A 23385-nucleotide genomic window follows, 5' to 3' on the forward strand; every position below is an offset into this window, starting at 1 on the left:
CGCGAAGCCCAGTCGGCGGATGCCGACGCCCGGCGTTTGCGGGCAAGGTCACGTCAGCATCCAGCTGGGCTTGCGGCGCTGCTTGAAGCTGGCGATGCCTTCCTCGGCCTCTGGGCTCGCGGCGCGGCGGGCGAAGCTCTGGGCGCCAGCCTCGGCATAGGCGGGCGGCGAGACGGGGCCGAGCGCTGCCAGCAGCGCCTTCGTCTCCGCCAGCGCGCCGGGGGCGCCCTGAACGATATCCGCGATGGTCGCCTGCACCGCCGCTTCCAGCCCGGCCGCATCCGGCAGCACCTGGTGGATCAGCCCGGTGCGGGCGGCTTCCTCGGCGTCCATCACATGGCCCTGCAGGCAAAGCCGCGCCGCCTCGGACCGCCCCATGCGGCGCACCAGCCAGGGCAGGATCTGCGCCGGCACCAGGCCGCGCCGCACCTCGGGCGCCGAGAAGCGCGCATCGGCGGAGGCCAGGCAGATATCGGCGGAGGTGACGAAGCCAAGGCCCCCGGCATAGGCCGAGCCCTGCACCGCCGCGATCACCACCTGCGGCAGTTCCGCAATGGCGGCGAAGCGGGCGCCGGTCTTCTGGTTGCGGGCGTGCTGGCGCGCCAGCTTCTCCTCCGGCGTCTCCACCGCGCCGACCTCGGTCAGGTCCAGCCCGGCGCAAAAATGGCCGCCTGCGCCGGACAGCACCAGCACGCGGGCGGTGGTATCCGTCTTCAGCTCCGCCAGCAGCACATCCAGCGCCTCGACCAGCGCCTGGCTCATCGCATTGCGGCGATGCGGGCGGTTGAGCACGGCACGCACCACCGGGCCGTCCCTGGTCACGAGAACGGGGTTTTCCTCGGTCATGCGCGTCTGCTCCCTTGCATTTTCCCGAGGGAAACTCTGCCCAGCGGCCAGATGCGTCAAGATCGGCTCAGACACCCTCGCATTCGCCTTCGCGTTCCGCGGCGCGCAATGCCGCCACTTCGGTACGCAGCGCGGCCAGTTCCGCCCGCAGCGAGGCCAGTTGCTCGCCGACCGGGTCCTCATCCACCGCCGCACCCAGGCCATAGCCGATGGAGGGATCCTGGCAGGGCTGGCCGCGTGGCGGCCGGGCGGGAATGCCGACCACGGTGCAGCCGGGGGCAACCGGCCCCACCACCACGGCATTGGCGCCCACACGGGCCCCGCGGCCGATGCGGATCGGGCCCAGCACCTGGGCGCCGGCGCCGATCGTCACCTGGTTCTCCAGCGTCGGGTGGCGCTTGCCGGGCTGGCCGGACAGGCCACCGAGGGTGACGCCGTGATAGATCAGCACATCGTCGCCGATCTCAGCCGTCTCCCCGATCACCACCCCCATGCCGTGGTCGATGAACAGCCGCCGGCCGATCTTCGCCCCGGGGTGGATTTCGATGCCCGTCAGCCAGCGCGCCAAATGGGAGGAGAACCTTGCCGCCGCAGGCAGGCCGAGCCGCCACAGCCCATGCGAGAGCCGGTGCCACAGCACCGCATGCAGCCCGGCATAGCACAGCATCGCCTCCACCCAGCTCGGTCGCGCCGGATCACGGGCGCGGATGGTGCGGGCAAGTTCGGTGATTTCGAGCGCCATGGATGTGTCACTCCAGCCAGGGCGGCGTGGGCAGGCCACGCTCGCGCAGGAAGGCGGGGTTGAACAGCTTGGACTGGTAGCGGGCCGCGCCATCGCAGAGGATGGTCACGATGGTGTGCCCCGGGCCGAGGTCGCGCGCCACGCGGATGGCCGCCGCCACGTTCAGCCCGGCGCTGCCGCCGACCGAGATGCCCTCATGCGCCTGCAGGTCGAAGACCTGTTCCAGCATCTCCGGGTCCTCGATGCGGATCGCGTCGTCGATCAGCTCGCGCGCCTGGGCGAGGTTGCCCGGGGCGCGGGCGGCCTGGCCGATGCCCTCCGTGATGGAGTTGCCCTCAGCCTTGGGCGTTCCGGTCTTCACCCAGTCCAACAGGCCGGAGCCGCCGGGATCGGCCAGCACGATCCGCACGCCCGGCTTCTTCGCCTTCAGAGCGCGGGCCACGCCGGCCAGCGTGCCGCCGGTGCCGCAGGCGCAGGTGAAGGCATCGATCCGGCCGCCGGTCTGGTTCCAGATCTCGGGGCCGGTCGTGTCCTCATGCGCGCGGGCATTGGCCAGGTTGTCGAACTGGTTGGCCCAGACGGCGCCCAGCTCCTCCGCCAGCCGCTTCGAGTAGTGCACGTAGTTGCCGGGGTCGCTGTAGGGCTTGGCCGGAATCGCGCGCAGATCGGCGCCGATCATCCGCAGATAGTCCAGCTTCTCCCGGCTCTGCGTTTCCGGCACCACGATCACGCTGCGCCAGCCCATCGCATTGGCGGCGAGCGCGATGCCGATGCCGGTATTGCCGGCGGTGCCCTCGACAATGGTGCCGGGCTGGCCGGGCACCAGGCGGCCCTCCGCCATGGCGGCCTTCAGGATGCCGATGGCGGCGCGGTCCTTCACGCTGCCGCCGGGGTTCATGAATTCCGCCTTGCCGAGGATCTCGCACCCCGTCGCCTCGGAGGCGCGCCTCAGGCGGATTAGCGGCGTTTCGCCGACCGCGCCCCAGAACCCATCCGCGACCCGCGCCACCGGCGTCAGGCCTTCACCTCGACCCAGCGTAGATAGGGCCGCTCCGCCTCCCACCCCTGCGGGAACAGCGTCTTGGCCTGCTCGTCCGAGATCGAGGGCGGGATGATGGCGCGGTCGCCGGGCTGCCAGTTCACCGGCGTCGCCACCTTGCGGCCGTCGGTCATCTGCAGGCTGTCGATGACCCGGATGATCTCATCGAAATTGCGGCCGGTGCTGGGCGGATAGACCATGAACAGCCGCACCTTCTTCGCCGGGTCGATGACGAAGACGGTCCGCACGGTGATCGAGGGATCGGCCTCCGGATGCACCATGCCGTAAAGCGCGGCGACCTTCTTTTCCGGGTCGGCGATCATCGGGAAGTTCACCGCATGGCCCTGGGTCTCGGCGATATCCGCCTCCCACCCCGCATGGCGATCCAGGTCGTCCACCGAGAGACCGATGACCTTCACGCCGCGCTTGTCGAATTCCGGCTTCAGCCGCGCCGTTTCGCCGAGTTCGGTGGTGCAGACCGGCGTGAAGTCCTTCGGATGGCTGAACAGTACACCCCAGGAATCGCCGAGCCATTCATGGAAGTGAATCGTGCCTTGGGTTGTTTCGGCCTCGAAATCCGGAGCTACCTGTCCGAGCTGGATTGTCATGGCGTCACCTTCCTGCTTGTCGCGGGGCGCGCGAGGGCACCCTCGACATCAGGATAAGGCTATTCGGAAGGGCGATTCCAGCCATGGCCGGGCGGTGTTACGGCCCGCCACGGCATCGTGCATGCGCGACGCACATGGCCGCGGCGCTTGTGTGTTCCCTGCGCGCGGGAACGGAAAAGGATCTGCTTCCGCGCGGGGCAAGAAAAAAACGCGGTGCTACGCGGTCTCACGGGCCGGACCAGCCGAAGGTCCCGCCCCCTGAAGGGGGCGGGCAGGCTGGCTCAGGCCAGGAAATCCGCCACGCCCTTGCCCTGGGCCAGCGCCTCGTTCAGCCAGCCGGGGCGGCGGCCGCGACCGGACCAGGTTTCGCCATGCGGGCCACGATACTTCACCCCGGCCGGCTGGCCGGCGTCCTTGCGGGGCTTGCGGGTACGCGGCGAGGCCGGTTCCGCCGTGCGGCTGTAAAGCTCATTCACCGTCACACCGAGCGCGGCGGCCTTCTGCTCGAATTCGGCCATCAGCGCGCTTTTCGCGTCCTCCAGCTTCTCCTTGCGCTTTTCCTCCGCCGCGCCAATCAGCGCGGTCAGATCGGGCACGCTCATCGCATCAAGATCGAAGGAGAATTTGTTGGCCATGGTCATGCATCCTGGTCTGGAGTCTCAGCCAATGCGGGTTATTCTTCTGGCAGGCATTCCGCAAGAGGGACATTATCGATTTCACGCCCATTTGGGTGAGGCCCGGTCGTCAGGAATTGTAACTGGCTGATTGGGGGTGGCGCCACGGGCTAATGGGCCGCCTTTTCGACCCGGCCCGCCGAAACGATTACGGAATACAATCGACCGCCAGCAGCGCGGCGGCGGAACTAAGGGAAAGGTTAAATCGGGTTGAGCACCATCGCGGACACCATGATCCGGAAAATACGGGCACAGGATGAGGCATCGCTGGCGCGCCTCTACGAAGCGGCGTTCCCAACCGAGGATCTCGTGCCATTGCTGCGGCGCCTGCATGCGGAGGTGCCGGACCTGCTGTCCCTGGTGGCCGTCGGTGGCGCAAACGCCTCGGGCGCAGAAAACTCAAGCGAGGAATGTGTGGGTCATGCGTTGTTCACGCCGTGCGCCGTGGAAGGGACAGATCGGCAGGTCGCACTTCTCGGCCCGATTGCCGTCGCGCCATTCCGGCAAAGGCAGGGACTTGGCGCAACGCTGATCCGGGAGGGTTCTGCCCGGCTTTGCCAAAGTGGCATCCAGCAGGTGCTCGTTCTCGGTGACCCCGCCTACTATGGGCGCCTGGGCTTTCGCCCCGAGAAACGCATTCGGCCGCCCTATGAACTGCCGGCCGATTGGGCCGGGGCCTGGCAGTCCGCATTGCTCGAAGGTAATGCGGCGCCATTGTCCGGCACCCTTCGCCCACCCGGCGCCTGGCTCGCGCCATCGCTCTGGGCGCCATAAGGGAATCGCGGTCTTCGCGGAATCGGCGCCGCACGAGGCTGCGGAGAGTGATGTTGGCGCACCCGGAGGGATTCGAACCCCCGACCAACGGAGTAGAAATCCGATGCTCTATCCAGCTGAGCTACGGGTGCGAAGCCGGCGTCAGTGGGACCAGTTCTCGCCCCGGCCGAACTTGAAATTGTCGGCATAGGCCTTTGGCTTGATATCGGCGCGCACGACCGGCGGCTTTGCCACTTCATAGCGCCAGCCCTGCGCCTCGGCATAGGCAATCGCGGCCTCCGCCGTCGCGAATCGCAATCTCACCTGGCCGTTGGTGTCGCCGGAGCCCGGCCAGCCGGTCAGCGGGTCCAGCCGCTTCGGCTCCCCCGGTGCGAATTCGAGCAGCCAATCCCCCGCGCCGGCGCGGCCGGACTGCATGGCGGATTTCGGCTGGCGGTGAATGCGGGCAATCTGGCTGTCGCGCGACATGCGGCTGCGATCTTCCTCGGAAGGCTACGGGCGTCCTGGGCTTTCACATACACAAGATGAAGGCCGCTGTCGCCAGGGTGGCGGCGCCGCAGCTTGAACCTTTGCTGTTAACGAACGGTCAAGCCCCGCCTGCCCATTGTGCGGCCCCGCGTCCGGAGGCCGTCTTGACCACGCCCCTCATCACCCCGCCCCTGATGCTGTACGACGCGCCGGAAGTGGCGGTCTACGCCGTCTACATGCTGAGTGCCGCCGCCCTGGCCGCACTCGTCTGCCGGGTCATCTCGCCCTTCCTCAACCTGCCGGACAGCAAGACCCATGTGGACATGGCGCTGCGGACCACCGCCGCCGTGGTCTCCGCCCTCACCCTCACCCTCGCCTTCTGTGCCATCCAGGCCCGCACCCAGCAGACCGAGGCCCAACGCGTCGTGGCGGTGGAGGTGGCCGCGATCGGCGGCATGGGCCGGCAGGCGGTGCGGCTCGGCCAGCAGGGCGTGGCCCTGCATGCGGGGCTGACCACCTATCTCCGCAGCATCATCGACGCCGAATTTCCCCAGATGGCCGTCGCCGGCCGCGACAGCGAGACGCAGCGCCTGGCGGAGGGACTGGAACATGCCACCTACGTCGCCGCCGCCGGCCTGGCCGACGCGCTGGCCCAGGACCTGCTGCAGGAGTTGGACGAGGTCGGCACGGCGCGGGAGGAACGCCTGCGCCACGCCGGGGATTCGCTGCCCGGCGCCTTCTGGACGCTGATCCGCCTGCTGATGCTGCTGCTGCTGGCCACCGGCACGCTGTACCCGCCGAAGCCGCATGTGCTGCTGATGCTGGCGATCCAGGCGGCCGGCGTCGCCGCCCTGGTGGCCTTCGTGTTCCTGATGGACCGGCCCTTCCGCGGGCACCTCGCGGTCTCCGCCGCGCCGTACCAGAGCATGCTCATCAACATGACCCACCGTGCGGAGGTGGCGTCCACCGTGCGGCGCGGGCTGCTGGTGGCCGAGCCGCCCGCGGTGCCGGCGGAAGCGGCGCGACTGGCGAGGGATGACCCGCATCCCCCGGTCCCCTAAACCCAGCCTCCGAAATGCGGAGGGATACCATGGCGTGGGTCTACCTGGTCGCCGCCGGCCTGCTGGAGATCGGCTGGGCGATGGGGCTGAAGCAGACGCAGGGCTTCACCCGGCTCTGGCCATCCGTGCTGACCGTGGGCGCGATGGCCGGCAGCTTCTGGCTGCTGGCGTTGGCGCTGAAGGCGCTGCCGATCGGCACCGCCTATGCGATCTGGACCGGCATCGGTGCCGTCGGCACCGCCATCCTCGGCATCTGGCTGCTCGGGGAACCGGCCAGCCCGGGAAGGCTGGCCGGCATCGCGCTGATCCTGTCGGGGATCGTCACGCTGAAACTGGCGGGTTGAGGCGCCCTCAGATCGGCGCGCGGTTCTCCACCACGCGCCGCTCATCCGCCTCGGCCATCATCGCCACCATCTCGGCGAAGCTGGTGCGCGGGGTCCAGCCCAGCACATCCCGCGCCTTGGCGGCGGAACCGACCAGCAGTTCCACCTCCGCCGGGCGGTAGAAGACCGGGTCGACGGCGACGATGGTGCGGCCGCTGTGGCGGTCGCGGCCGCACTCGGCCTCCCCCACCCCGCTCCATTCGATGTCGAAGCCTAGCGGTTCCGCCGCGCGCTCGACGAATTCGCGCACGGTGCGCGTCTCGCCGGTGGCCAGCACGAAATCATCCGGCTCGTCCCGCTGCAGCATCTGCCACATGCCGCGCACGTAGTCGTCCGCATAGCCCCAGTCGCGCCGTGCATCGAGGTTGCCGAGCCGCAGCACATCCAGCTTGCCGTGCTTCAGCAGCGCCAGGCTGTAGGTGATCTTGCGGGTGACGAAGTCGATCCCGCGCAGCGGCGATTCGTGGTTGAACAGGATGCCGCTGCTGGCATGCATGCCGTAGCTCTCGCGGTAGTTCACCGTAAGCCAATGCGCGTAGAGCTTCGCCACGCCATAGGGGCTGCGCGGATAGAAGGGCGTGCGTTCATCCTGCGGCACCGCCTGCACCTTGCCGAACATCTCGGAGGTGCTGGCCTGGTAGAAGCGCATGCCATTGCCCGCCTTGCGGACCGCCTCCAGCAGCCGTGCCGGGCCCAGCGCGTCGATCTCGGCCGTGTAGATCGGCTGTTCGAAGGACAGGCCGACGAAGCTCTGGGCCGCGAGGTTGTAGATCTCGTCCGGCTTCACCTTGTCGATGGCGCGCAGGATGTTGGTCAGCTCATACAGGTCGAGGTCGACCCGCTCGACCTGATCCTCGATGCCGAGCTCGCGCAGCCTCCCGTCATTGGAGGATGAGGACCGGCGGAAGGTGCCGGCCACCTTGTAGCCCTTCGCAAGCAGCAGCCGGGCCAGATAGGCGCCGTCCTGTCCGGTGATGCCCGTTACCAAGGCGGTCTTCGTCATAGCATGTCTCCAAGGCCCATCGGGCCAGGTCTCGAATCGGGTGAGTTGCAATCCCAGTGGCGACAACGCCCGAAGGCGCCACGAGATGCATGGTGGATGTGCGGGAGGGCAGACTGCCGTTTCAGCCTGATGGCCGCAGCAGCGCCCCGTAATCCGGCGGCGGGAAGGCGCGTGGCGGTGGTCGCCGCAGCGCCGGGTCGGCCGCGATGCGCCGCAGCAGGGCGGCGGCGGCGGCGATGTCCGGCTCCGCCCATTCGGCACCCGGCACGTCGTAGGTATCCTGCAGGTCGGCCGCCGGGCACAGGCGGAACGGCACCGCATGCGCGCCGGGCGCATCCATGAAGTCGAGGTTGCCCGACCAGCCGGTGGCCACCACGGGCCGGCCAAGTGCCAGGGCCTCCGCCAGGGTGAAGCCGAAACCTTCCGCCCGGTGCAGGGACAGCAGCACGTCGCTGGCCAGCATCAGCGCGGAGAGCTCGGCTTCCGCCATCGCCGCATCCAGCACCCGCACATTGGGACGCGCCGCCGCCAGCGCCGCCACCTCGCGCCAGGCCTCCCCGGCGCGGGCGGTGTTGTGCACCTTCAGCAGCAGCAGGTGGTTCGGGTCGTCACCGAAGGCCTGGTGGTGCGCGGCGATGCTGGCTGCGGGGTTCTTCCGCGCGATGGAGGAGGCGGCATCGAAGATCTGCAGCGTGATGAAGGCGTGTTCCGGCAGCCCCAGCCCGGCCCGGTCCAGCGCGGCGGGGCTGGCGGGCTGCACCGGATAGGGCACGACACGCACCGGCACGCGGTTTCCAAAGGCTGCCGCGGTGAAATGGGATCCGGCCCAGATCTCGTGGCAGCATTCGAAGCCGCGCGCCCAATCCGCCGGCAGCACCGGCAATTCCCAGTTCCACACTGCGATCACGCGCTTGCCGGCCACCGCCTGCCGGCCGAGCACCGCCAACGCCCAGGGCAACATCGGCCCATTCACATGGACCAGCAGCGTGCCCGGGCCCGGCGCAGCCTCCGGCGGCGCGGCCCCGATATCCTGGCCTGCCGAACCCTGGCTGACGGGCCCCTGGCGCAGTGGCTGGGTGAGATCGGCCATGGCGGCATCGAGCCCGCGCGCGACAAGGCCCGCCTGCAGGCGGCGCGCAGCGGTGCCCAGGCCGCTCAGCGCGCCGAAATAGCCGGCATGGGTGAGCGACCCCGCGCCATCCGGCGCCGGGCGCGCAAGGCGCGGCGCGCGCAGCGCCATCAGGCTGAACAGCGCCTCCCGCCGCATGCGGCGCGGCAGCAGGCTCCAGGTGCGGTGGATCAGGCTCAACGGGCGGACCCGCACGGCTTCACAGCCTCACGGGCGGACCCGCCCGGCTTCACCGCCTCGAACACCCGCAGCGGCAGGTCGGCGCCGGGGATCCACACCTCATGCTCGCGCAACGCGAAGCCTGCGGATTCGACGAACTCCGGCAGGTCGAGGCCGAAGTCGGTGAAGACCAGCGCGCCTTCCTGACGCACCGGGTCGCCATGATAGGTAGCCGGCAGCAGATGCTCGACGCCACCTGCGCCGATCCGGGCGCGCGTCACGCTGTGCCGCAGGTCGCGGTCCTGCGGCACGGTGAAGATATGGGCGCCGCCAGGGCGCAGCACGCGGAAGGTTTCCGCGAAGCCGCGGCGCGGATCCGGTACATGCTCCATCACATCCTGGCTGAGCAGGACGTCGAAGCTGGCATCCGCGAAGGTCAGCCGCGTCACATCCTCGCAGCGCACCCCATGTGGGCCGGGCTGGCCTGGCGGAATCCCGTCGAAATACTCGGAGGTGGAATAGCCGGGCCAGCCGCGCAGCGTGCCTTCAATTCCGCCAACGAAGCCCAACTCGTGCACCCGCAGCGCCGGCGCGGCGCGCAGCAGCTCCGTCAGCGATTCCTCCGCACCCTGCCCGAAGCGCTGCAGCAGCACCTGCGCTACCGCCTGGCTGCGGCCGAGCGCGTAGCAGCCAAGGCAGCGGATGGATTCGCGCAGTTCCGCACCCTCGATGGGTGCCAGCCGCGCGGAGCCGCAGATCGGGCAGCGGCGCGTGTCGAACACCGTGGCGGCGGCGCGCCGCCCGGCGCTGCGGGAAAATCGGCGGCGAACCAGTGCCGCGCCTGCCTCGGACAGCGCGGCGCAGCGATCGGCGTCGCGGAACAGCGCCAGCGCGGCGGCGGCCAGCCCGGCCGGGCTGTCCTCCACCAGCGCATCCTGCCCGGCCACCAGGTCGATCCCCTCCGCCCCCACGGCGGTGGTGACGACGGGCACGCCGTTCTGCAGCGCCTGCACGACCTTGCCCTTGACCCCGGCACCATAGCGCAGCGGCGCCAGGTTCAGCCGCGCGGCCTCCAGATACGGCTCGACCTGCGGCACATGGCCAGTCACCACGATGCGCGGCCCGGCGAGGGACTGCACCTCCGGCGGCGGGGCGTAGCCGACAAGCACCAGCCGCGCTTCCGGCTCCTCCTGCCAGACCGCGGGCATGATCTCGTTCGCCAGCAGCAGCGCGGCATCGACATTCGGCGTATGCGGGAAGCCGCCGACGAAGACCACGTCGCGGCGCGTCGCGAAATGTGCCGCGTCATGCGAATGGATCTCGGCATCCTCGAAGAAATAGGGCGGGATCGCCACCACCTCCCGCCCCGGGACCAGGGCGCGGATGATGGCGGCCTCGGCCTCGCTCGGCGTCGTCACGCGGTCCACGGCACGGAAGATCGCGGTTTCCGTGGCTTCCATGCGGTCGGCCTCGGCGTGCAGCGCCGCATCGTCGCGCATTTCCGCCTCCCGCCGCATGCGCTGATGGTGCAGGTCGTGCGTGTAGTAGGCGAGCATGGCGCCGCTATGGGCGCGCACCGGACCGATCAGGCGCTGCGCCACCTCGGGCCGTGCCAGCCAAGCGGCGTGCAGGTGGCGGCCATGGGCGGCCAGCCAATCCTCCGGCGAGCGCGGCGCGCGCACCAGCTCGATGCCGCGGGTTTCCAGTGCCTCCGCCGCCGCGCCCTCGGCCACGCCATCCATCGGGGCGAAGACCACACGCCAGCCGGCGGTGGCCATCAGGTCCAGGTAGCGGAACATGGTGACGTCGCCGGCGTGGCGGTCCGGCCGCGGCACGGCGTTGTCCGCCACGAACAGCACCGGCCCCTCCCCCGCCGCATGGCGCAGCTCGAAGGCATCGCCCCGATCCCACGGGTGCTTGCGCAGCACGTCGGCGAAGCGGGCGACGAAGCGGGCATGGTTGGTGGCGGAAAGCCGGTCCCGCGCCTCCGCGCCGTAGGAGGCACTGCCGAGATGCACGACCCGGCAGCGCGGCTCGTAGATCACCGACAGGCCACGCTCGCGGGCGCGGAAGGCGAGGTCGAATTCCTCGTAGAAGGCGGGGGCGTAGAGCGCATCGAAGCCCTCCAGCGCGTCAAACACGGCGCGCGGCACCAGCAGGCAGGCGCCGGTCACGCAATCGACCGGGCGGCGGTAGGTATAGGCGCCATCCTCGGCCGAGGCGTTGCGGCCGATCGGGTAGCCCCAGCCATCGCCGAGGATGCGCCAGCCGGCATCCTGCACCGTGCCATCGCGGTTCAGCAGCATGCCGCCGACCAGCCCCGCGCCCGGCAGCGTCTCCGCCACCTCGACCAGCGCCGCCAGCCAGCCGGGCTGCACGATGGTGTCGCTGTTCAGGAAGCACAGGTGCCGCCCGCGCGCCTTCGCGGCGCCCCGGTTGCAGCTGTGCAGGAAGCCGAGATTCTCCGCATTCGGCAGCCGCACCAGCCCGGGGCTTTCGGGGATGGCAGGCAGCACCGGATTGGCCGGGTCGTCATCGACCAGCACCACCTCGAAGGACGGCCCGCCATCCCGCGTCGCGATCAGGGATCGCAGGCAGGCCTCCAGATCCTCCAGACCCCGATAGGCCGGGATGATGACGGAGACATCGGGCGCCTCCACCGCCGGGAAGGCGATGGGCAGGTCGCCATGCTGGCCGAGGAAGGCCTGGCGCAGGTCGCGTCGGGCTGGCGGCGGCGGGGTCATCGCCACGGATGGGGTGATGAACCGCGACGCGGGCGCCGCCGCGGGGGCCGAGGGTGGCGCCGTCGCGGGTTGCTGCGTGGTCTGCGGGGCCGGCTCGGCCGGCGGCGCGAGGGGGGTGGGCGCCTCGGGCGCGGCCAGGCGCAGCCTTGCCTGGTTCTGCCGCCATTGCTGGTAGCGGTGGCCGATCTGCAGAGTCGCCGTCCACCAGGCCACCTTCACGCCGCGGCTCAACCAGCGCGCCGCGCCGGGGTGGCGCCGGCCGAACCAGCGCATCGGACCCAGGGCGCGCCAGCCGGTGCTGGTGTGGATGTTGTGCAGGAGGGTCAGCAGATGCGCCTCATGCGACTCCGCACGTTCGCGTGCCTGCTGCACGGCATGCAGCCGCGCATGCGCTTCAGCCTGCACGCGCGCCAGTTCCGCACGGGCGGAATCACGCTGCTGGCGCAGCGCGGCTTCCACGGCCGCGGCGCCGCCACGCCGTGCCTCGTCGCGTTCCATCACTGCGCGGCGGCTCGCGACTTCCGCAGCTTCCCGGGCGCTGCGCTCGGCGGCCAGGGCTTCGGCCAGGTCACGCGCTTCCGCGGCCAGGCGTGTCGCTTCCTGCTGCGCCAGCCGGGCCTCGGGCAATGTCACGTCGCGTTCCTGACGCAGCGCCTGCGTCTCCGCCCGTGCCGCATCACGCTCCGCCACCACGGCTGCAAGCTGGGCATGCGCCTCGGGCAGCCGTGCCGCCGCCTCCATGACGTCATGCACCCGCCGCCGGTCGAGATAGGCGGAGGAAGCCAGCACCGGCAGCAGCCCGTCCCCGGCCAGGCCGAGCAGGTAGTGCGGTCGCGCCAAGCCACTAGTCGCCTCGATGATGTCGTTCGAGCGACGCTCATAGCTGCGCCACTCGCCTTCCGGCGCACCGGCGACGACCGAACCGAGCACCGGTCGCTGGCGCAGCACCTGGCTGCTGGCGAAGTGGCGCTGCAGCAGCGTGCCGAACTCGCCTTCCGTCAGCTCCAGCACATGATACGGGTTGGGGTCGCTGCCGGCGGCGGAATAGACCATGCGTTCCGGCGTGCTCACCAGGAACATGCCGCCGGGGCGCAGCACGCGGCGCACCTCGGACAGGAAGCGAACCTGGTCGGGCAGGTGTTCCAGCGTCTCGAAGGACACCACCAGGTCGATGCTGGCATCTTCCAGCGGCAGCGCCTGCGCATCGCCGCAAAGGAAGCGCAGCCTGTCATGCGCATATTGCGCCTGGGCATGCGCGACGGAGGCGGCGTCGATCTCCACCCCGACCACGCTGCGCGCCAGCCCGGCCAGAATCGCCGCGCCATAGCCCTCGCCGGAGGCCACGTCCAAGACATCAAGGCCATCGCACAAGTCGCGCGCGATGCAGTAGCGGTGAAGGTGCTCGAATTCGATCTGACCCTGGACCGAACTGGTCATTCGCTCCCCAGTGAAGGGCAGCGCGTCGGCAGGTTGCAGAAAGCGGAAATTTCCGTCGCTCCGCGTGTGTACTTGAATCACCGGCATCCTGTCCGACACAATCCCGTTACCTTCTTCATCATCCCATAGGAAGACTGGCTGGGTTGATAGGTTCCCCGCCCGTGCGCCGCCAGAGGTCTTTGCCGCCGGGCGCGCTTGGCCTAAGCCCTGCACGGCGCTTCCGGACGGTCCGGAGCGGCCTACGTGTGGATGGTGAGATGGATAGCCGAGGCCCGGATACCGCCCCTTCGCTGCTGGTGGATCTGCGGAATTGCTACGAGGGATTTGCTGGTATCCCACAGGAATTGCGGCTGCTTTTCGCCCATTTCACGGAGATGCCCTTCAGGTCCCTGGCGGGCCTCGCCTCCGGCATCCATCATCGCGCTCCACGCGAAAAGGCGGCGCGTTCGGCCTACGAGAACGTGATGCAGCAGACCCGCATGGTGATCGCGCAGGACAGCCGCCGGCACCCGCTGCCCCTGCCCTTGCGGCTGCTGCCGGGGCGAATCCGGAATCGCGTGCTCTATCCTTTTTCCGCTCTGGTCACGGCGCACCGTGCGGAAACGCTGGACCGGCCGATCGACCGCGAGATCTTCGAGGACTACCTCTGGACCAAGCTGTTCGACAAAACCCTGCCGCCCGACCGTCGCAACATCATCGGCAAGGCGCAGTTCTTCGCCACCGAGCTGGGGCATGAGAATGCGCGCCATCTGGCGATGCTGCCGAAGCCCTTCGCCAAGAAGCTGGACAGCACCGGCTACGACCTGTTCTTCGCCGCCAGCGTCTCGCCCTATGCCCTTCCGGCCAGCACCCACATGGTGGTGCGCTATTACGACGCGCTGCCGCTGACCAGCCCGCACACCATCGGCGACCCCTGGCCGCACGCCACCAGCCATGGCCGCATGATGGCGCGCAACATGGCCGCCGGCGCCACCTTCGTCTGCGATTCGGAGCCGGTGCGGCAGGATGTGCTGAAGCTGTTCCCCGAGGCGGAGCACCGCGTGCTCACCATCCCCGCGCTGCTGTCCTCCGACTACCGGCCGGAGCCGATCTCCTGGCCGATGGTGCAGGAGATCCTGTCCCGCCGCGCCAGCCCGAAGACCGGCGGTGGCGTCAGCGCACCCGCCGAGGGCACCCGGCTGGTGATGGCGGTCTCCACGCTGGAGCCGCGCAAGAACTACATGAAGCTGTTCGAGGCCTTCGAGATGGCGCAGCAGATGAGCCAGGTGCCGATGCGCCTGGTCATCGTGGCGAATCCCGGCTGGCGCTCCGACGCCGAGATGGCGGCCCTGAAGCAGCTGGTAAAGCGCGGCGCGGCGCATCACCTCTCGGCCGTGCCGCTTCCGGAACTGCGGCGGCTGTATTCCGCCGCGCATTGCGTGGTGAGCCCGAGCCGGGCCGAGGGCTTCGACTATTCGGGCGTCGAATCCATGGCCTGCGGCACGCCGGTCATCGCCTCCGACATCCCGGTGCATCGCTGGGTCTATGGCGAGGCGGCCGAGTATTTCGACCCCTACAGCGCGGAGGCGATGGCGGAGCTGATCGCGCAATTCGCAGAACTGCCGGCGCAGGAAGGCTACCTGGCGCAGCTCGCCGCAACCGGTCTGCGCCAGGCGCAGCTCTACAGCCCGGCGACGCTGATGCCGCGCTGGGAGGAGCTGCTGATGAAGCTGGGGCGCGCGAAGCGCTGACTGGCGGCTACCGCCAGCTTCGCGCCACCCGCGGCGCCGAGGCGAGGACGATGTCGTCATCCGTCGCCAGCAGGTTCGGATTGAGGAAGGGGTCGTGCTGCATCGCCTCAGGCCAGCGCTGCATCACCCAACCCTGCTCGCGCCGGAAGCGCGCAATGCGCTCGGGCGAACCCGCATCGGCCCGCGTCGCGGATTCGAGGTGCAGCATTTCCGCATGCGGCGTGTAGAGCACCCGAAATCCCTCCGCGCGGGCGCGGATGCAGATCTCGATGTCGGACCATTCGAGCGCCAGATGCTCCGCCTCGAAGCCGCCCAGCGTGTTGAAGGCGGCGCGCGGCATGGCCATGCAGGCGCCGGTGACGGCGCCGACATCCCGCACCACCGCAAGCTGCGCCAGGTAGCCCGGTGCCGAGCCGGGGGCCAAGCGCTGGATATGCGTCGCCCGCCCCTCCGGCCCCAGCGCCACGCCGGCATGCTGCACGCGCCCGTCCGGGTAGAGCAGCTTGGCGCCGACCACGCCGATGCCTGGCCGCATCGCCTGCCCAACCAACTCGCCGAGCCAGCCGGGCTGCGTCACCAGCGTGTCGTTGTTGAGGAACAGCAGCACCTCGCCCTGCGCCTCCGCCGCCGCCTGGTTGTTGGCGGCGGACCAGTTGAACGGGCCGGGCCGGTGCAGGATGCGGATGCGCGGCTCGGTGCCCAGCTTCTCCAGCAGCGCCAGTGCTTCAGGCTCCGTGCTGCCGGTATCAACCAGCAGGATCTCCAGCGCCTGGTGCTCCGTGCGGTGCAGGATGCCCTCGATGCAGGGGCCGAGCAGGTCGGCGCGGTCGCGCGTCGGGATGATGATGGAGACCATCGGCTGCCGGTCCCACACCGCTGGCGCGCTACGCGGCTCGATCGGCGGCGGCGCGGCGCGGTGCAGCAGCACGGCAGGGATGTGGCGCACCGCCTGCGGCCGCACCAGTGCGACCTGGCGCAGCATTTCCAGCATCGCGCCCGCCTGCGCGATGGCGCTGCGGCGGAGGAAGGCGGGGCGGCCCACTGAATCGGAAGCCCGCAGCGGCTCCGGGCTCCAGCCCGGCTTGAAGCGTGGCGCCATGCGCTGGCCGCCGGGGGCGATGGCATCCTCATCGGCGAAGACCATGTCCAGATCCGGCGCCGCCCGCAGCGCCAGCACGAGCTCGGCCAGCGCCTCCGGCGCCAGCGCGTCGCCCGGCTCCAGCACGGTCAGGAACTCGCCCTCCGCGGCGGCGACGGCCTGTGCCAGGGTCTCCCCCACCGGCTCGACCGGCGCCATGCCGGCGCGCCGCAGCGCATCCCGCAGCGGCGCCACGCGGCCCGGCGGCGCGGCGAGGCAGAGCTGCCACTTGTCGTGAATTTGGGCGCGCAGCGCGCGGATGCTGTGCAGCACCGGCAGCACCGGGCCTTCATCCAGCGGCAGGCAGACGGAGACCAGCGGCCCCTGCCCGTCCAGCCTGGCCCGGATGGCCGCCTCATCATCGGGCGAAAGGGTGCCGTAGGCCTCGATCCAGAGGCGGTAGGCGGTGGCATCGGCCAGGCTGGCGCCCTCCGGGAAGATGCGGGCAAAGAGGGGCGCGGCGTCCGCATCCGCCTCCCGCGCCGCCTGCTCGGCCAGCGATGCGGCCGTGCTGCCAAGCTCCGCCGCGTCGGGCGCACGGCGGCGATACTCCTCGGAGGCCAGGATGCCTTGTGCCGCCTGTTCCCACGCCATGCCCCGCCGCAGCGCCGCCACCAGCCCTGCCAGGCCCGCCGCATCCGGCGCGCGACCCAGCCCGAGCCGGTAGAGCGCGAAGATGCGTGGCGCCAGGCGGCGGGCTTCCTCGATCGATGCGAAGGGACCCGGGCCGGATGTGGTGGAGGACATGGGAAGCAGGCGCCTTGCAGTCACGCGGCCTGAGGTAGCGGCGCGCGCGGCCCCGCGGCAAGCATCGGCCGGCGTGCCTTCAATCACGCTGTGCTTGCCACGGGCGGTTTGTTTTGCGGAACGTGCAATTCCGCCCTCGGCCGGTCCCTCACTTCGTCGCGATCGACTTGCGCTGCCTCGGCAAGGACACGCCGCGTTGCGACAGACGTGATACGCGGCATTCGCGGGACCAGCCTGTGGGACGCCCTGGCTCGCGCCGCATCAAGTCAGCCGAGGTAAAGCCATTGAACGTCGAAGCCGAGGATCTGGTCGAGTTCGGCCGCAGGGTCACCCTGCCCTTCAATGGGCGGGAGGTGGCGGCGCGGGCGGACCGGGCCAGCGGCTACGTGTTCTTCGACCCGCCGCCGCCGGAGGAGTTGGAAGCCTACTACCTGCACACCTACCAGAAGGCCTCCACCGTCTACTACACGGTGGAAACCGACTACGAGGCGGACAAGAACCGCTACCACGCCGACCGCATCCTGGAAGGCGTGCGCCACTTCGCCGGCCGCATGCCGCAGAACAGCGTGGAACTCGGCTGCGCCTATGGCGGGCTGGTGCATGACATGGCCGGCCGTGGCATCGCCGCGCGCGGCTTCGACATCAACGCCGGCGCCGTGGCCGAGGGCCGCAGCGTGAAGGGCAACATGGCGCTGGAGGCGGCGGACAACGTCACGGCGCTCGGCCGGCTGACGGCGCCGGTGGATCTGATCTACTCGCTGCATGTGCTGGAACACGACCCGAAGCTGGTGCAGGTGCTGCGCCTGGCACGGCAGGCGCTGTCCGCCGATGGGCTTCTCTTCGTCGCGGTGCCGAATGCGATGTATGCCGGTTCCGTGCTGCGCGGCTTCAAGGCGAACCCCTGGGTCAACTACCCGCAGCACCTGCACATGCTGTCCCCCGGCGTGATTCCGGCGCTGTGCGAGGCGACGGGCTTCGTGCCGCTGGCCTGGAGCACCGGCCTGGTGTTCGAGACCGATGACAGCCTGGCGCGGATGCTCAGCCCCGAAGGCCTCGCCCATGGTGCGCCGGAACGCCTGGCGCTGATGATGAGCCAGTCCGGCTTCGGCATGGAGCTGAACATGCTGCTGGCGCCGCAGCGCAGCCGCATCGCCACGCGCCACGCCGCGGAGGTTGGCGTGCAACTGGCGGCGCTGGAGGCGCAGCGGCGGCGGGAGGTGGCGATCCGCGGCTGGCTGTGCGATTCCGCCGGCCCGCCGGCTGTGTGACTGGTCGGCCCGCCGGCTGGGTGATTGGCCGGCCTGCCGGCTGGGTGATTGGCCGGCCTGCCGGCTGTGGCTTGACGCAGGCCGCCTGCTTCGCGACCGTTCGCCGGCAATGAAGGAGGCGACGATGACCGAGGAACTGGAGAAGCTGGCGAAATGGCGCGGCTTCGTGCCGGATGAGGAGCTGGAGACCTACCGCAAGGGCGGCTTCGCGCGCCGCATCGGCATCGGCCGCCGCCCGGCGCTGCTGAACATCGACACCACCTACATGTTCGTCGATCCCGCCTATTCCCAATGCGGGCGGGAAGATCCGGCGCTGATCGCGGCGCTGACGCGGCTGACCGCGCTGTTCCGGCGCCTCGACCTGCCGATCTACTACAGCCGCCGCGACGACCGCACGCATCCCAGCTATCGCGGCATCTGGAACCTGAAGCTCGGCACGGCGAACGACTACCAGTACAGCCGCGATCCGCGGGCCGATGAATGGCCGGAAGCCTATGCCCCGCGTGAGCAGGACCGTGTGGTGATGAAGAACAAGCCCTCCTGCTTCTTCGCGACGCCGCTGGAGGCCTTCCTGCGCTATGACGAGGTGGATACCGTGATCATCTGCGGCGTCTCCACCAGCGGCTGCGTGCGGGCCGGCGCGATGGACGCCTTCTCCCACAATTTCCGCACCGTGCTGGTGGAGCAGGCCTGCGGCGACCGCAGCCCCTCCGCCCATCGCGCCAACCTGTTCGACCTGGACATGAAGTTCGCCGATGTCGAAAGCCTGGACTATATCGAGCGGGAATTGAACGCGCGCTTCGGCGTGGCGCGCGCGGCGGAGTGATCAGCGCGGCGCGTTGCGCGTGCCGCAGTTCTCCACTGCAAGGAAGACCTGCTCCATCGTCACGCCCTGCAGGCGATAGGGAAAGGTGGTGCCGTCCACAGTCACCTCCAGCGGGATCTCGCCATGGCAGCGGTCGTAGCGGCCATTCTCGAAGACGCGGTCAATTTTGACATTGCCGATGCGACCGACCAGCTCGTCCCGTCGTTGCGCCTGGGCGGGAAAGGCCAGGCCAACGAGGGCGAGCAGGCAGCAGAGGCGCATCATCGGAAACCCCATCACGGATCCGTGAAACCTCCGTGCCCTCGCGCGGCTGTCAACGGCGGCGTGAAGCCAGGGTGCCGCGCTCAGATGCGCGTGACCCCGATCATGCCATCCCGCGTCACCAGCGACGTCAGCCTGTCCGCGTCCCAGCCTTCCGTGCCGGCGGGTCGCTTCGGCACCACCAGGTAGCGCAGCTCCGCATTGCTGTCGTGCACGCGCAGTTCCACGCCCGGCGGCAGCATCGTGCCGAATTCGGCGAGGATGCCGCGCGGGTCGCGCACCGCGCGGGCTCGATAGGCGCGGCTCTTGTACCAGGCGGGCGGGCGGCCGAGGATGCTGCGCGGGTAGCAGGAACACAGCGTGCAGACCACGAGGTGATGCCGCGTCTCCGTGTTGAACAGCGCGGCGAGCTTGGTGCCCGCCGCATCCAGCCCGAGTTCCGCCGCAGCCGCCACCGCGTCATCCGCCAGCCGTTGCGCGAAATCCGCATCGGTCCAGGCACGAACGACGATGGCAGCGCCGTTGTGCGGGCCGCGCGCATCCATCCGCGCGATCTCCTCCCGGATCTCGGCCGCCGTCAGCACGCCCTTTGCCAGCAGCAGGTTCCGCATCGCCACGCCGCGCAGGCGCAGCGGGGAAAGCCGCTCCTCCGCCGCGTCATGGTCTTCCTGGTAGGGGTGGTGCTCGTGGTCATGGTCGTGATGGTCGTGATCGTGGCCGTGGTCGTCGTGATGGTTGTGGTGGTCTTCCACCACATCGAGGCCGGCGGCGCGCAGCCGCTGTTCCTCCGCCAGCACCTCGGCTTCGGTCACGATGCCCTTCTCGATCAGCAGGCTTGAGAAGGCGAGAATCCAGCGTTCGTAGTACGGCATCGCCCAGTAGGTCGCGGAATCCAGCTGTTCCTGTACGCGGCGGCTTTCATCCGTGGTGAAGATCCGCCGCTTGGCATCGGACAGCAGCATGCGGATCGCATCCGCCTCCTTCTCCCAATGCGCCGCCTCATGTTCCGCCCGCTGCACGGGGCCATCGAAGCGGCCGCCGGCATCGTGCGGCGGATGGTCGTGGGGCAGGTCGTCCATGGCTTTTCTCCCGGCATGCGGCGTGCAGGCTAACCATGCAGTGGCGCGGCTGAAAGCCTCGACAGCGCGGCGCGTCCGGGCGAAGGTCAGGACAATCAACAAGGGAGACACGTTGCATGACGAGCCATTCCGCGCTGTTCGGGCGCCGCATCCTGCTGGCCGCCGCCAGCGCCGCCCTGGCGGCACCCGCGCTCGCGCAATCCTGGCCGAGCCGCGACCTGCGGATGATCGTACCCTTCCCGCCCGGCGGCACCACGGATGTTGTGGCGCGCCTGATCGCGATGGCGATGCGGGACAAGCTCGGACGCGCCGTGGTGGTGGAGAACCAGCCCGGCGCCGGCAGCACCACCGCCGCCGGCCGCTTCGCGCGCGAAGGCGACGACCATGCGATGTTCGTCTCGCAGATCGCGTCCCACGGCATCGCGCCGGCGCTGTACCGCAACCTCACCTACAATCCGCAGGATGATTTCAAGGCGCTGACACTGATGGTGACGGTGCCGAATGTCTGGGTCGCCAATCCCGGCAAGGTGCCCGGCGGCGATGTGCGGGCGCTGCTGCGCGACGCCAAGGCGCGGCCCGGCATCCGCACCTTCGCCTCCGCCGGCAACGGCACCTCCACCCATCTGACCGGCGAATTGATCAACCAGCAGACCGGCGCGCGCTTCCAGCACGTGCCCTATCGCGGCGCCGGCCCCGGCATGGTCGCGGTGATGGGTGGCGAGGTCGATACCTTCATCGACAACCTGCCGACCGCCTTGCCGCAGATCCGCGCCGGCACCGTCATTCCGCTGGCCGTCACAGCCCCCGCGCGGCTGCCGGGGCTGCCCGATGTACCCGCCCTGGCGGAGCTGGGTGCCGAGTTCAACCTGGAGGGCTTCGCCTCGGAGGCCTGGTTCGGCCTGCACACGCATCGCAGCGCGTCGGATGCGGTGGTGGCGCGCATGGGCGATGCCGCCCGCGCCGCGCTGTCCGACCCCTCGATCCAGGCGCAGCTGGCCGAGCGTGGCACCCAGCCCCGGCCCGTGCCGTCGGCGGAATATGCCGCGCTGGTGACGGCGGAACTGGCCCGCTGGCGCGAGGTGGTGCGGCAGGGCAACATCCTGGTGCAATAGCCAGCGGGACAACCCCTTGCCTGACCTCCCCTTACCGGACCTCATCGAAGACCTTCTCGGCCTGGCGCCGGACAGCGCGATCGGCGCGCTGCGCCGGCAGCGCCCGGAAGCCCTGCGCCATGCCGAGGGCGCCTATCGCGAATTGCTGCTGCCCGCCGACCCCGGCGGGCTGACCCTGGCCGAACGCGCGGCACTCGCCCGCCATGTGGCGGAGCGGGAGGGTGATGCGGCGCTCGCCGCGCATTTCGCCGGCCTAGCCCCGGCGCCGGAAGCCTCCCCCCGTCTGGTGGCGCTGCTGGCCTATGCGGAGAAGGTGGCGATGCAGCCGGAGGGCACGGCCAAGGCGGATATCGACGGGCTGGCGGCGCTCGGCCTGACCGCGCGCGATATCGTGGCGGCAACCCAACTCATCGCCTTCGTGCCCTACCAGGTCCGGCTGCTGGCCGGGCTGCGCGCCCTGATGCAGGAGAAGGCCGCATGAGCCGGTTCACCCTGAAGCCGGTCGGCTGGCGCCCGCGCCTCGCCCCCGTGAAGGCGGAGACGGCGACGCCGGAACAGCTGGCCGCGCTGGATGCCTGCCCGCCGGCGGTGCGGCGCTCCACCTATTTCCTGACGCTGGCGCATGACCCGGGCTCGCTGGGTGAGCGCGGCGCGCTGTTCAACATCGTCATGTATGCCGAGGGCGGGCTGGACCGGGCGGACCGGGAATTGTCCACCGCCGTCGTCTCCATGGTGAATGGCTGCGTCTATTGCACCTCCGTCCACGCCAAGCGTTTTTCCGAATTGACGAACGACGAGCCGGCGATGCAGCGGCTGCTGGACGAAGGTTGGGAGGCGGAGCCGGATCCGCGCCGCAAGGCGATCGCCGACTTCACCGAGGCGCTGACCCGCGACCCCGGCGCGACCACCGCTCGGCACCTGGCACCGCTGCGCGCGGCGGGGCTGGATGACCTCGAGATCCTCGACCTCATCCACTCCATCGCCATGTTCGCCAATGCCAACCGGCTGATGCTGACGCTGGGCGACCCGCTGCTGCCGCGGAGCATGTGACCGGCCGAGTCTACAAGGGGCCTGGAACGCGCTCGCGCCTGGACGAGCCCCCCTCACCCTACCCTCTCCCCCCTTTGGGTGGAGAGGGCTTCCGGGTGGATGGCTAGTTCACCCGCGCGCCGGAGATGCGGACCAGCTCGGCGTGGCGGACCAGCTCCTCCCGCAGCAGGGTCGCCAGCCGTTCCGGTGGGCCGCCGCCATCGAGGGCCATGCCGGCGGCCTGCAGCCGCTGCGCGGCTACGGGGTCGGACAGGACCTCGTTCGCCAGGGTGTTGAGCCGTGCCACCAGCGCCGGGTCGGCGCCCTTCGGCAGCATCAGGCAGAACCAGGTACCGAAGGCGAGGCCGGGCATGCCGAGCTCCGTCGTGGTCGGCACATCCGGCAATTGCGGCACGCGGGTTTCCGACAGCACCGCGATGGCGCGGACGCGTCCGCCCTCCACCAGCGGCTTGGCGCCGGTCACCAGGTTGAACATGGCCTGGATGCGCCCCGCGATCAGGTCCGTGGTCGCCGCCGCCGGCGCGGCATAGGGCACATGGGTCAGCTGCGTCCCGGTGCGGGAGGCGAATAGCTCCGCCGCCAGATGCATCGAGGACCCGTTGCCGGTGGTGCCGTGGTTGATCGCGCCCGGATTGGCCTTGGCATAGGCGGTGAAGGCCGCCAGGTCGCGGATCGGCAGGTCGTTGTTGACCGTCAGGATGTTCGGCACGCTGCCCAGCAGGATCACCGGCGTGAAGTCGCGCACCGGGTCGAAGGGCATGTCGCGGTACATGGCGGGGTTGGTCGCCAGCGTGCCGGCCCAGCTCCACAGGATGGTGTGCCCATCCGGCTCCGCCCGCGCCGCCGCGGTCGCGCCGATATTGCCGGCGGCGCCGCCGCGATTCTCGATGATGACGGGCTGCGGGATGCGCTTTTCCATCTCCTGCGCGAAGATGCGGGCCAGCGTATCCGCCGTGCCGCCGCCGCCCGGCGCCGGCAGGATGATGCGCACCGGGCGTGACGGCCAGGCGGGCGCCTGGGCCAGGGCGGGGGCAGCGGCCCCCAGCGCCGCGGCGGCGAGAAGCGTGCGGCGGGTCAGGCTCATGGCGGCGGCTCCATCATTCGGAA

22 protein-coding genes and 1 tRNA gene are annotated in these 23385 nt (G+C 70.0%); 9 read left to right on the forward strand and 14 right to left on the reverse strand.

The genetic code is table 11. From position 1 onward, the window contains the following. Positions 1-48 precede the first annotated feature (48 nt). From HB662_RS20075 to HB662_RS20095, 5 genes are all read right to left on the reverse strand, one after another. Complete coding sequence (locus HB662_RS20075; protein ID WP_168052082.1) at positions 49-846, reverse strand: enoyl-CoA hydratase/isomerase family protein; 798 nt, start codon at positions 844-846, stop codon at positions 49-51. A gap of 67 nt (positions 847-913) precedes the next feature. Further along, positions 914-1588 (reverse strand): serine O-acetyltransferase, encoded by a 675-nt coding sequence (gene cysE, locus HB662_RS20080; protein WP_168052084.1) that lies wholly within the window; start codon positions 1586-1588, stop codon positions 914-916. A gap of 7 nt (positions 1589-1595) precedes the next feature. Next, positions 1596-2597 carry a cysteine synthase A gene (locus HB662_RS20085; protein WP_168052086.1) on the reverse strand — a complete coding sequence of 334 codons (1002 nt, stop codon included), beginning with the start codon at positions 2595-2597 and terminating at the stop codon, positions 1596-1598. Between the two features lie 5 nt (positions 2598-2602). After that, a complete protein-coding gene (locus HB662_RS20090; RefSeq protein WP_168052088.1) occupies positions 2603-3235 on the reverse strand; it encodes a peroxiredoxin in 633 nt (210 codons plus the stop codon). Positions 3236-3516: 281 nt separating this feature from the next. Further along, positions 3517-3870, reverse strand: coding sequence for an H-NS histone family protein (locus tag HB662_RS20095; RefSeq protein WP_168052090.1), 354 nt, complete (start codon positions 3868-3870; stop codon positions 3517-3519). 249 nt (positions 3871-4119) lie between these two features. On the opposite strand from HB662_RS20095, the gene HB662_RS20100 reads away from it, so the two are divergent. Then, positions 4120-4683: a GNAT family N-acetyltransferase gene (locus HB662_RS20100; RefSeq protein ID WP_168052092.1), complete on the forward strand. Its 564-nt coding sequence runs from the start codon at positions 4120-4122 to the stop codon at positions 4681-4683. A gap of 54 nt (positions 4684-4737) precedes the next feature. On the opposite strand, the gene HB662_RS20105 is transcribed toward HB662_RS20100, so the two are convergent. Next, positions 4738-4814: transfer RNA gene (locus tag HB662_RS20105), tRNA-Arg, on the reverse strand. Positions 4815-4824: 10 nt separating this feature from the next. Continuing rightward, complete coding sequence (locus HB662_RS20110) at positions 4825-5151, reverse strand: NADH dehydrogenase ubiquinone Fe-S protein 4 (protein WP_168052094.1); 327 nt, start codon at positions 5149-5151, stop codon at positions 4825-4827. A gap of 164 nt (positions 5152-5315) precedes the next feature. Here HB662_RS20110 and HB662_RS20115 point away from each other — a divergent pair, with 164 nt between their 5' ends. Continuing rightward, positions 5316-6212, forward strand: coding sequence for a bestrophin-like domain (locus HB662_RS20115; RefSeq protein WP_168052096.1), 897 nt, complete (start codon positions 5316-5318; stop codon positions 6210-6212). A gap of 29 nt (positions 6213-6241) precedes the next feature. Further along, complete coding sequence (gene sugE / locus HB662_RS20120) at positions 6242-6556, forward strand: quaternary ammonium compound efflux SMR transporter SugE (protein ID WP_168052098.1); 315 nt, start codon at positions 6242-6244, stop codon at positions 6554-6556. A 7-nt stretch (positions 6557-6563) separates the two neighbouring features. On the opposite strand, the gene gmd is transcribed toward sugE, so the two are convergent. The 3 genes from gmd to HB662_RS20135 form a co-directional block, all read right to left on the reverse strand. Continuing rightward, on the reverse strand, positions 6564-7598 hold the full coding sequence (gene gmd / locus HB662_RS20125; protein ID WP_168052100.1) for a GDP-mannose 4,6-dehydratase: 1035 nt from the start codon (positions 7596-7598) through the stop codon (positions 6564-6566). A gap of 121 nt (positions 7599-7719) precedes the next feature. Further along, on the reverse strand, positions 7720-8907 hold the full coding sequence (locus HB662_RS20130; RefSeq protein WP_245185781.1) for a glycosyltransferase: 1188 nt from the start codon (positions 8905-8907) through the stop codon (positions 7720-7722). Further along, entirely contained in the window at positions 8904-13067 is a 4164-nt protein-coding gene (locus HB662_RS20135) for a methyltransferase domain-containing protein (protein ID WP_168052102.1), read from the reverse strand. Before HB662_RS20135 ends, HB662_RS20130 begins: the two co-directional genes overlap by 4 nt. A gap of 257 nt (positions 13068-13324) precedes the next feature. Between HB662_RS20135 and HB662_RS20140 the strand changes: the two genes are divergently transcribed. Continuing rightward, positions 13325-14797, forward strand: a complete 1473-nt coding sequence (locus tag HB662_RS20140; RefSeq protein WP_168052104.1) for a glycosyltransferase family 4 protein — start codon at positions 13325-13327, stop codon at positions 14795-14797. Between the two features lie 7 nt (positions 14798-14804). On the opposite strand, the gene HB662_RS20145 is transcribed toward HB662_RS20140, so the two are convergent. Further along, positions 14805-16682: a glycosyltransferase family 2 protein gene (locus HB662_RS20145; protein WP_168052106.1), complete on the reverse strand. Its 1878-nt coding sequence runs from the start codon at positions 16680-16682 to the stop codon at positions 14805-14807. Between the two features lie 284 nt (positions 16683-16966). On the opposite strand from HB662_RS20145, the gene HB662_RS20150 reads away from it, so the two are divergent. After that, complete coding sequence (locus HB662_RS20150; RefSeq protein ID WP_168052108.1) at positions 16967-17950, forward strand: class I SAM-dependent methyltransferase; 984 nt, start codon at positions 16967-16969, stop codon at positions 17948-17950. Positions 17951-18074: 124 nt separating this feature from the next. Further along, positions 18075-18776, forward strand: coding sequence for an isochorismatase family protein (locus HB662_RS20155; protein WP_168052110.1), 702 nt, complete (start codon positions 18075-18077; stop codon positions 18774-18776). On the opposite strand, the gene HB662_RS20160 is transcribed toward HB662_RS20155, so the two are convergent. Both HB662_RS20160 and HB662_RS20165 read right to left on the reverse strand, forming a co-directional pair. After that, the gene (locus HB662_RS20160) at positions 18777-19040 is read right to left on the reverse strand and encodes a hypothetical protein (protein ID WP_168052112.1); all 264 of its coding nucleotides are present in this window, start codon (positions 19038-19040) and stop codon (positions 18777-18779) included. An 80-nt stretch (positions 19041-19120) separates the two neighbouring features. Then, entirely contained in the window at positions 19121-20116 is a 996-nt protein-coding gene (locus HB662_RS20165) for a nitrile hydratase subunit alpha (RefSeq protein ID WP_168052114.1), read from the reverse strand. A gap of 116 nt (positions 20117-20232) precedes the next feature. On the opposite strand from HB662_RS20165, the gene HB662_RS20170 reads away from it, so the two are divergent. Genes HB662_RS20170 through HB662_RS20180 form a run of 3 tightly spaced genes read left to right on the forward strand, consistent with a single transcriptional unit; the run spans position 20233 to position 22278 of the window. Further along, positions 20233-21228 (forward strand): Bug family tripartite tricarboxylate transporter substrate binding protein, encoded by a 996-nt coding sequence (locus tag HB662_RS20170; RefSeq protein WP_168052116.1) that lies wholly within the window; start codon positions 20233-20235, stop codon positions 21226-21228. A 16-nt stretch (positions 21229-21244) separates the two neighbouring features. After that, on the forward strand, positions 21245-21709 hold the full coding sequence (locus HB662_RS20175) for a CMD domain-containing protein (RefSeq protein ID WP_168052118.1): 465 nt from the start codon (positions 21245-21247) through the stop codon (positions 21707-21709). Then, on the forward strand, positions 21706-22278 hold the full coding sequence (locus tag HB662_RS20180) for a peroxidase-related enzyme (protein ID WP_168052120.1): 573 nt from the start codon (positions 21706-21708) through the stop codon (positions 22276-22278). Before HB662_RS20175 ends, HB662_RS20180 begins: the two co-directional genes overlap by 4 nt. 103 nt (positions 22279-22381) lie before the next feature. Here the strand turns inward: HB662_RS20180 and HB662_RS20185 are convergent, their stop codons facing one another. Continuing rightward, on the reverse strand, positions 22382-23362 hold the full coding sequence (locus tag HB662_RS20185) for a Bug family tripartite tricarboxylate transporter substrate binding protein (protein ID WP_168052122.1): 981 nt from the start codon (positions 23360-23362) through the stop codon (positions 22382-22384). Positions 23363-23385: the final 23 nt, after the last annotated feature.

The sequence above is a fragment of the Falsiroseomonas frigidaquae genome (assembly GCF_012163145.1).
Taxonomy (GTDB): Bacteria; Pseudomonadota; Alphaproteobacteria; order Acetobacterales; family Acetobacteraceae; genus Falsiroseomonas; species Falsiroseomonas frigidaquae.

Bases quoted from the DNA above. Each gene is read 5' to 3' on its own strand.
- HB662_RS20170 (WP_168052116.1), top strand. From the start codon at position 20,233: ATGACGAGCCATTCCGCGCTGTTCGGGCGCCGCATCCTGCTGGCCGCC.
- HB662_RS20185 (WP_168052122.1), bottom strand. From the start codon at position 23,362: ATGAGCCTGACCCGCCGCACGCTTCTCGCCGCCGCGGCGCTGGGGGCC.
- HB662_RS20075 (WP_168052082.1), bottom strand. From the start codon at position 846: ATGACCGAGGAAAACCCCGTTCTCGTGACCAGGGACGGCCCGGTGGTG.
- cysE (WP_168052084.1), bottom strand. From the start codon at position 1,588: ATGGCGCTCGAAATCACCGAACTTGCCCGCACCATCCGCGCCCGTGAT.
- HB662_RS20110 (WP_168052094.1), bottom strand. From the start codon at position 5,151: ATGTCGCGCGACAGCCAGATTGCCCGCATTCACCGCCAGCCGAAATCC.
- HB662_RS20160 (WP_168052112.1), bottom strand. From the start codon at position 19,040: ATGATGCGCCTCTGCTGCCTGCTCGCCCTCGTTGGCCTGGCCTTTCCC.
- HB662_RS20155 (WP_168052110.1), top strand. From the start codon at position 18,075: ATGACCGAGGAACTGGAGAAGCTGGCGAAATGGCGCGGCTTCGTGCCG.
- gmd (WP_168052100.1), bottom strand. From the start codon at position 7,598: ATGACGAAGACCGCCTTGGTAACGGGCATCACCGGACAGGACGGCGCC.
- HB662_RS20095 (WP_168052090.1), bottom strand. From the start codon at position 3,870: ATGGCCAACAAATTCTCCTTCGATCTTGATGCGATGAGCGTGCCCGAT.
- HB662_RS20145 (WP_168052106.1), bottom strand. From the start codon at position 16,682: ATGTCCTCCACCACATCCGGCCCGGGTCCCTTCGCATCGATCGAGGAA.
- HB662_RS20140 (WP_168052104.1), top strand. From the start codon at position 13,325: ATGGATAGCCGAGGCCCGGATACCGCCCCTTCGCTGCTGGTGGATCTG.
- HB662_RS20165 (WP_168052114.1), bottom strand. From the start codon at position 20,116: ATGGACGACCTGCCCCACGACCATCCGCCGCACGATGCCGGCGGCCGC.
- HB662_RS20180 (WP_168052120.1), top strand. From the start codon at position 21,706: ATGAGCCGGTTCACCCTGAAGCCGGTCGGCTGGCGCCCGCGCCTCGCC.
- HB662_RS20135 (WP_168052102.1), bottom strand. From the start codon at position 13,067: ATGACCAGTTCGGTCCAGGGTCAGATCGAATTCGAGCACCTTCACCGC.
- sugE (WP_168052098.1), top strand. From the start codon at position 6,242: ATGGCGTGGGTCTACCTGGTCGCCGCCGGCCTGCTGGAGATCGGCTGG.
- HB662_RS20090 (WP_168052088.1), bottom strand. From the start codon at position 3,235: ATGACAATCCAGCTCGGACAGGTAGCTCCGGATTTCGAGGCCGAAACA.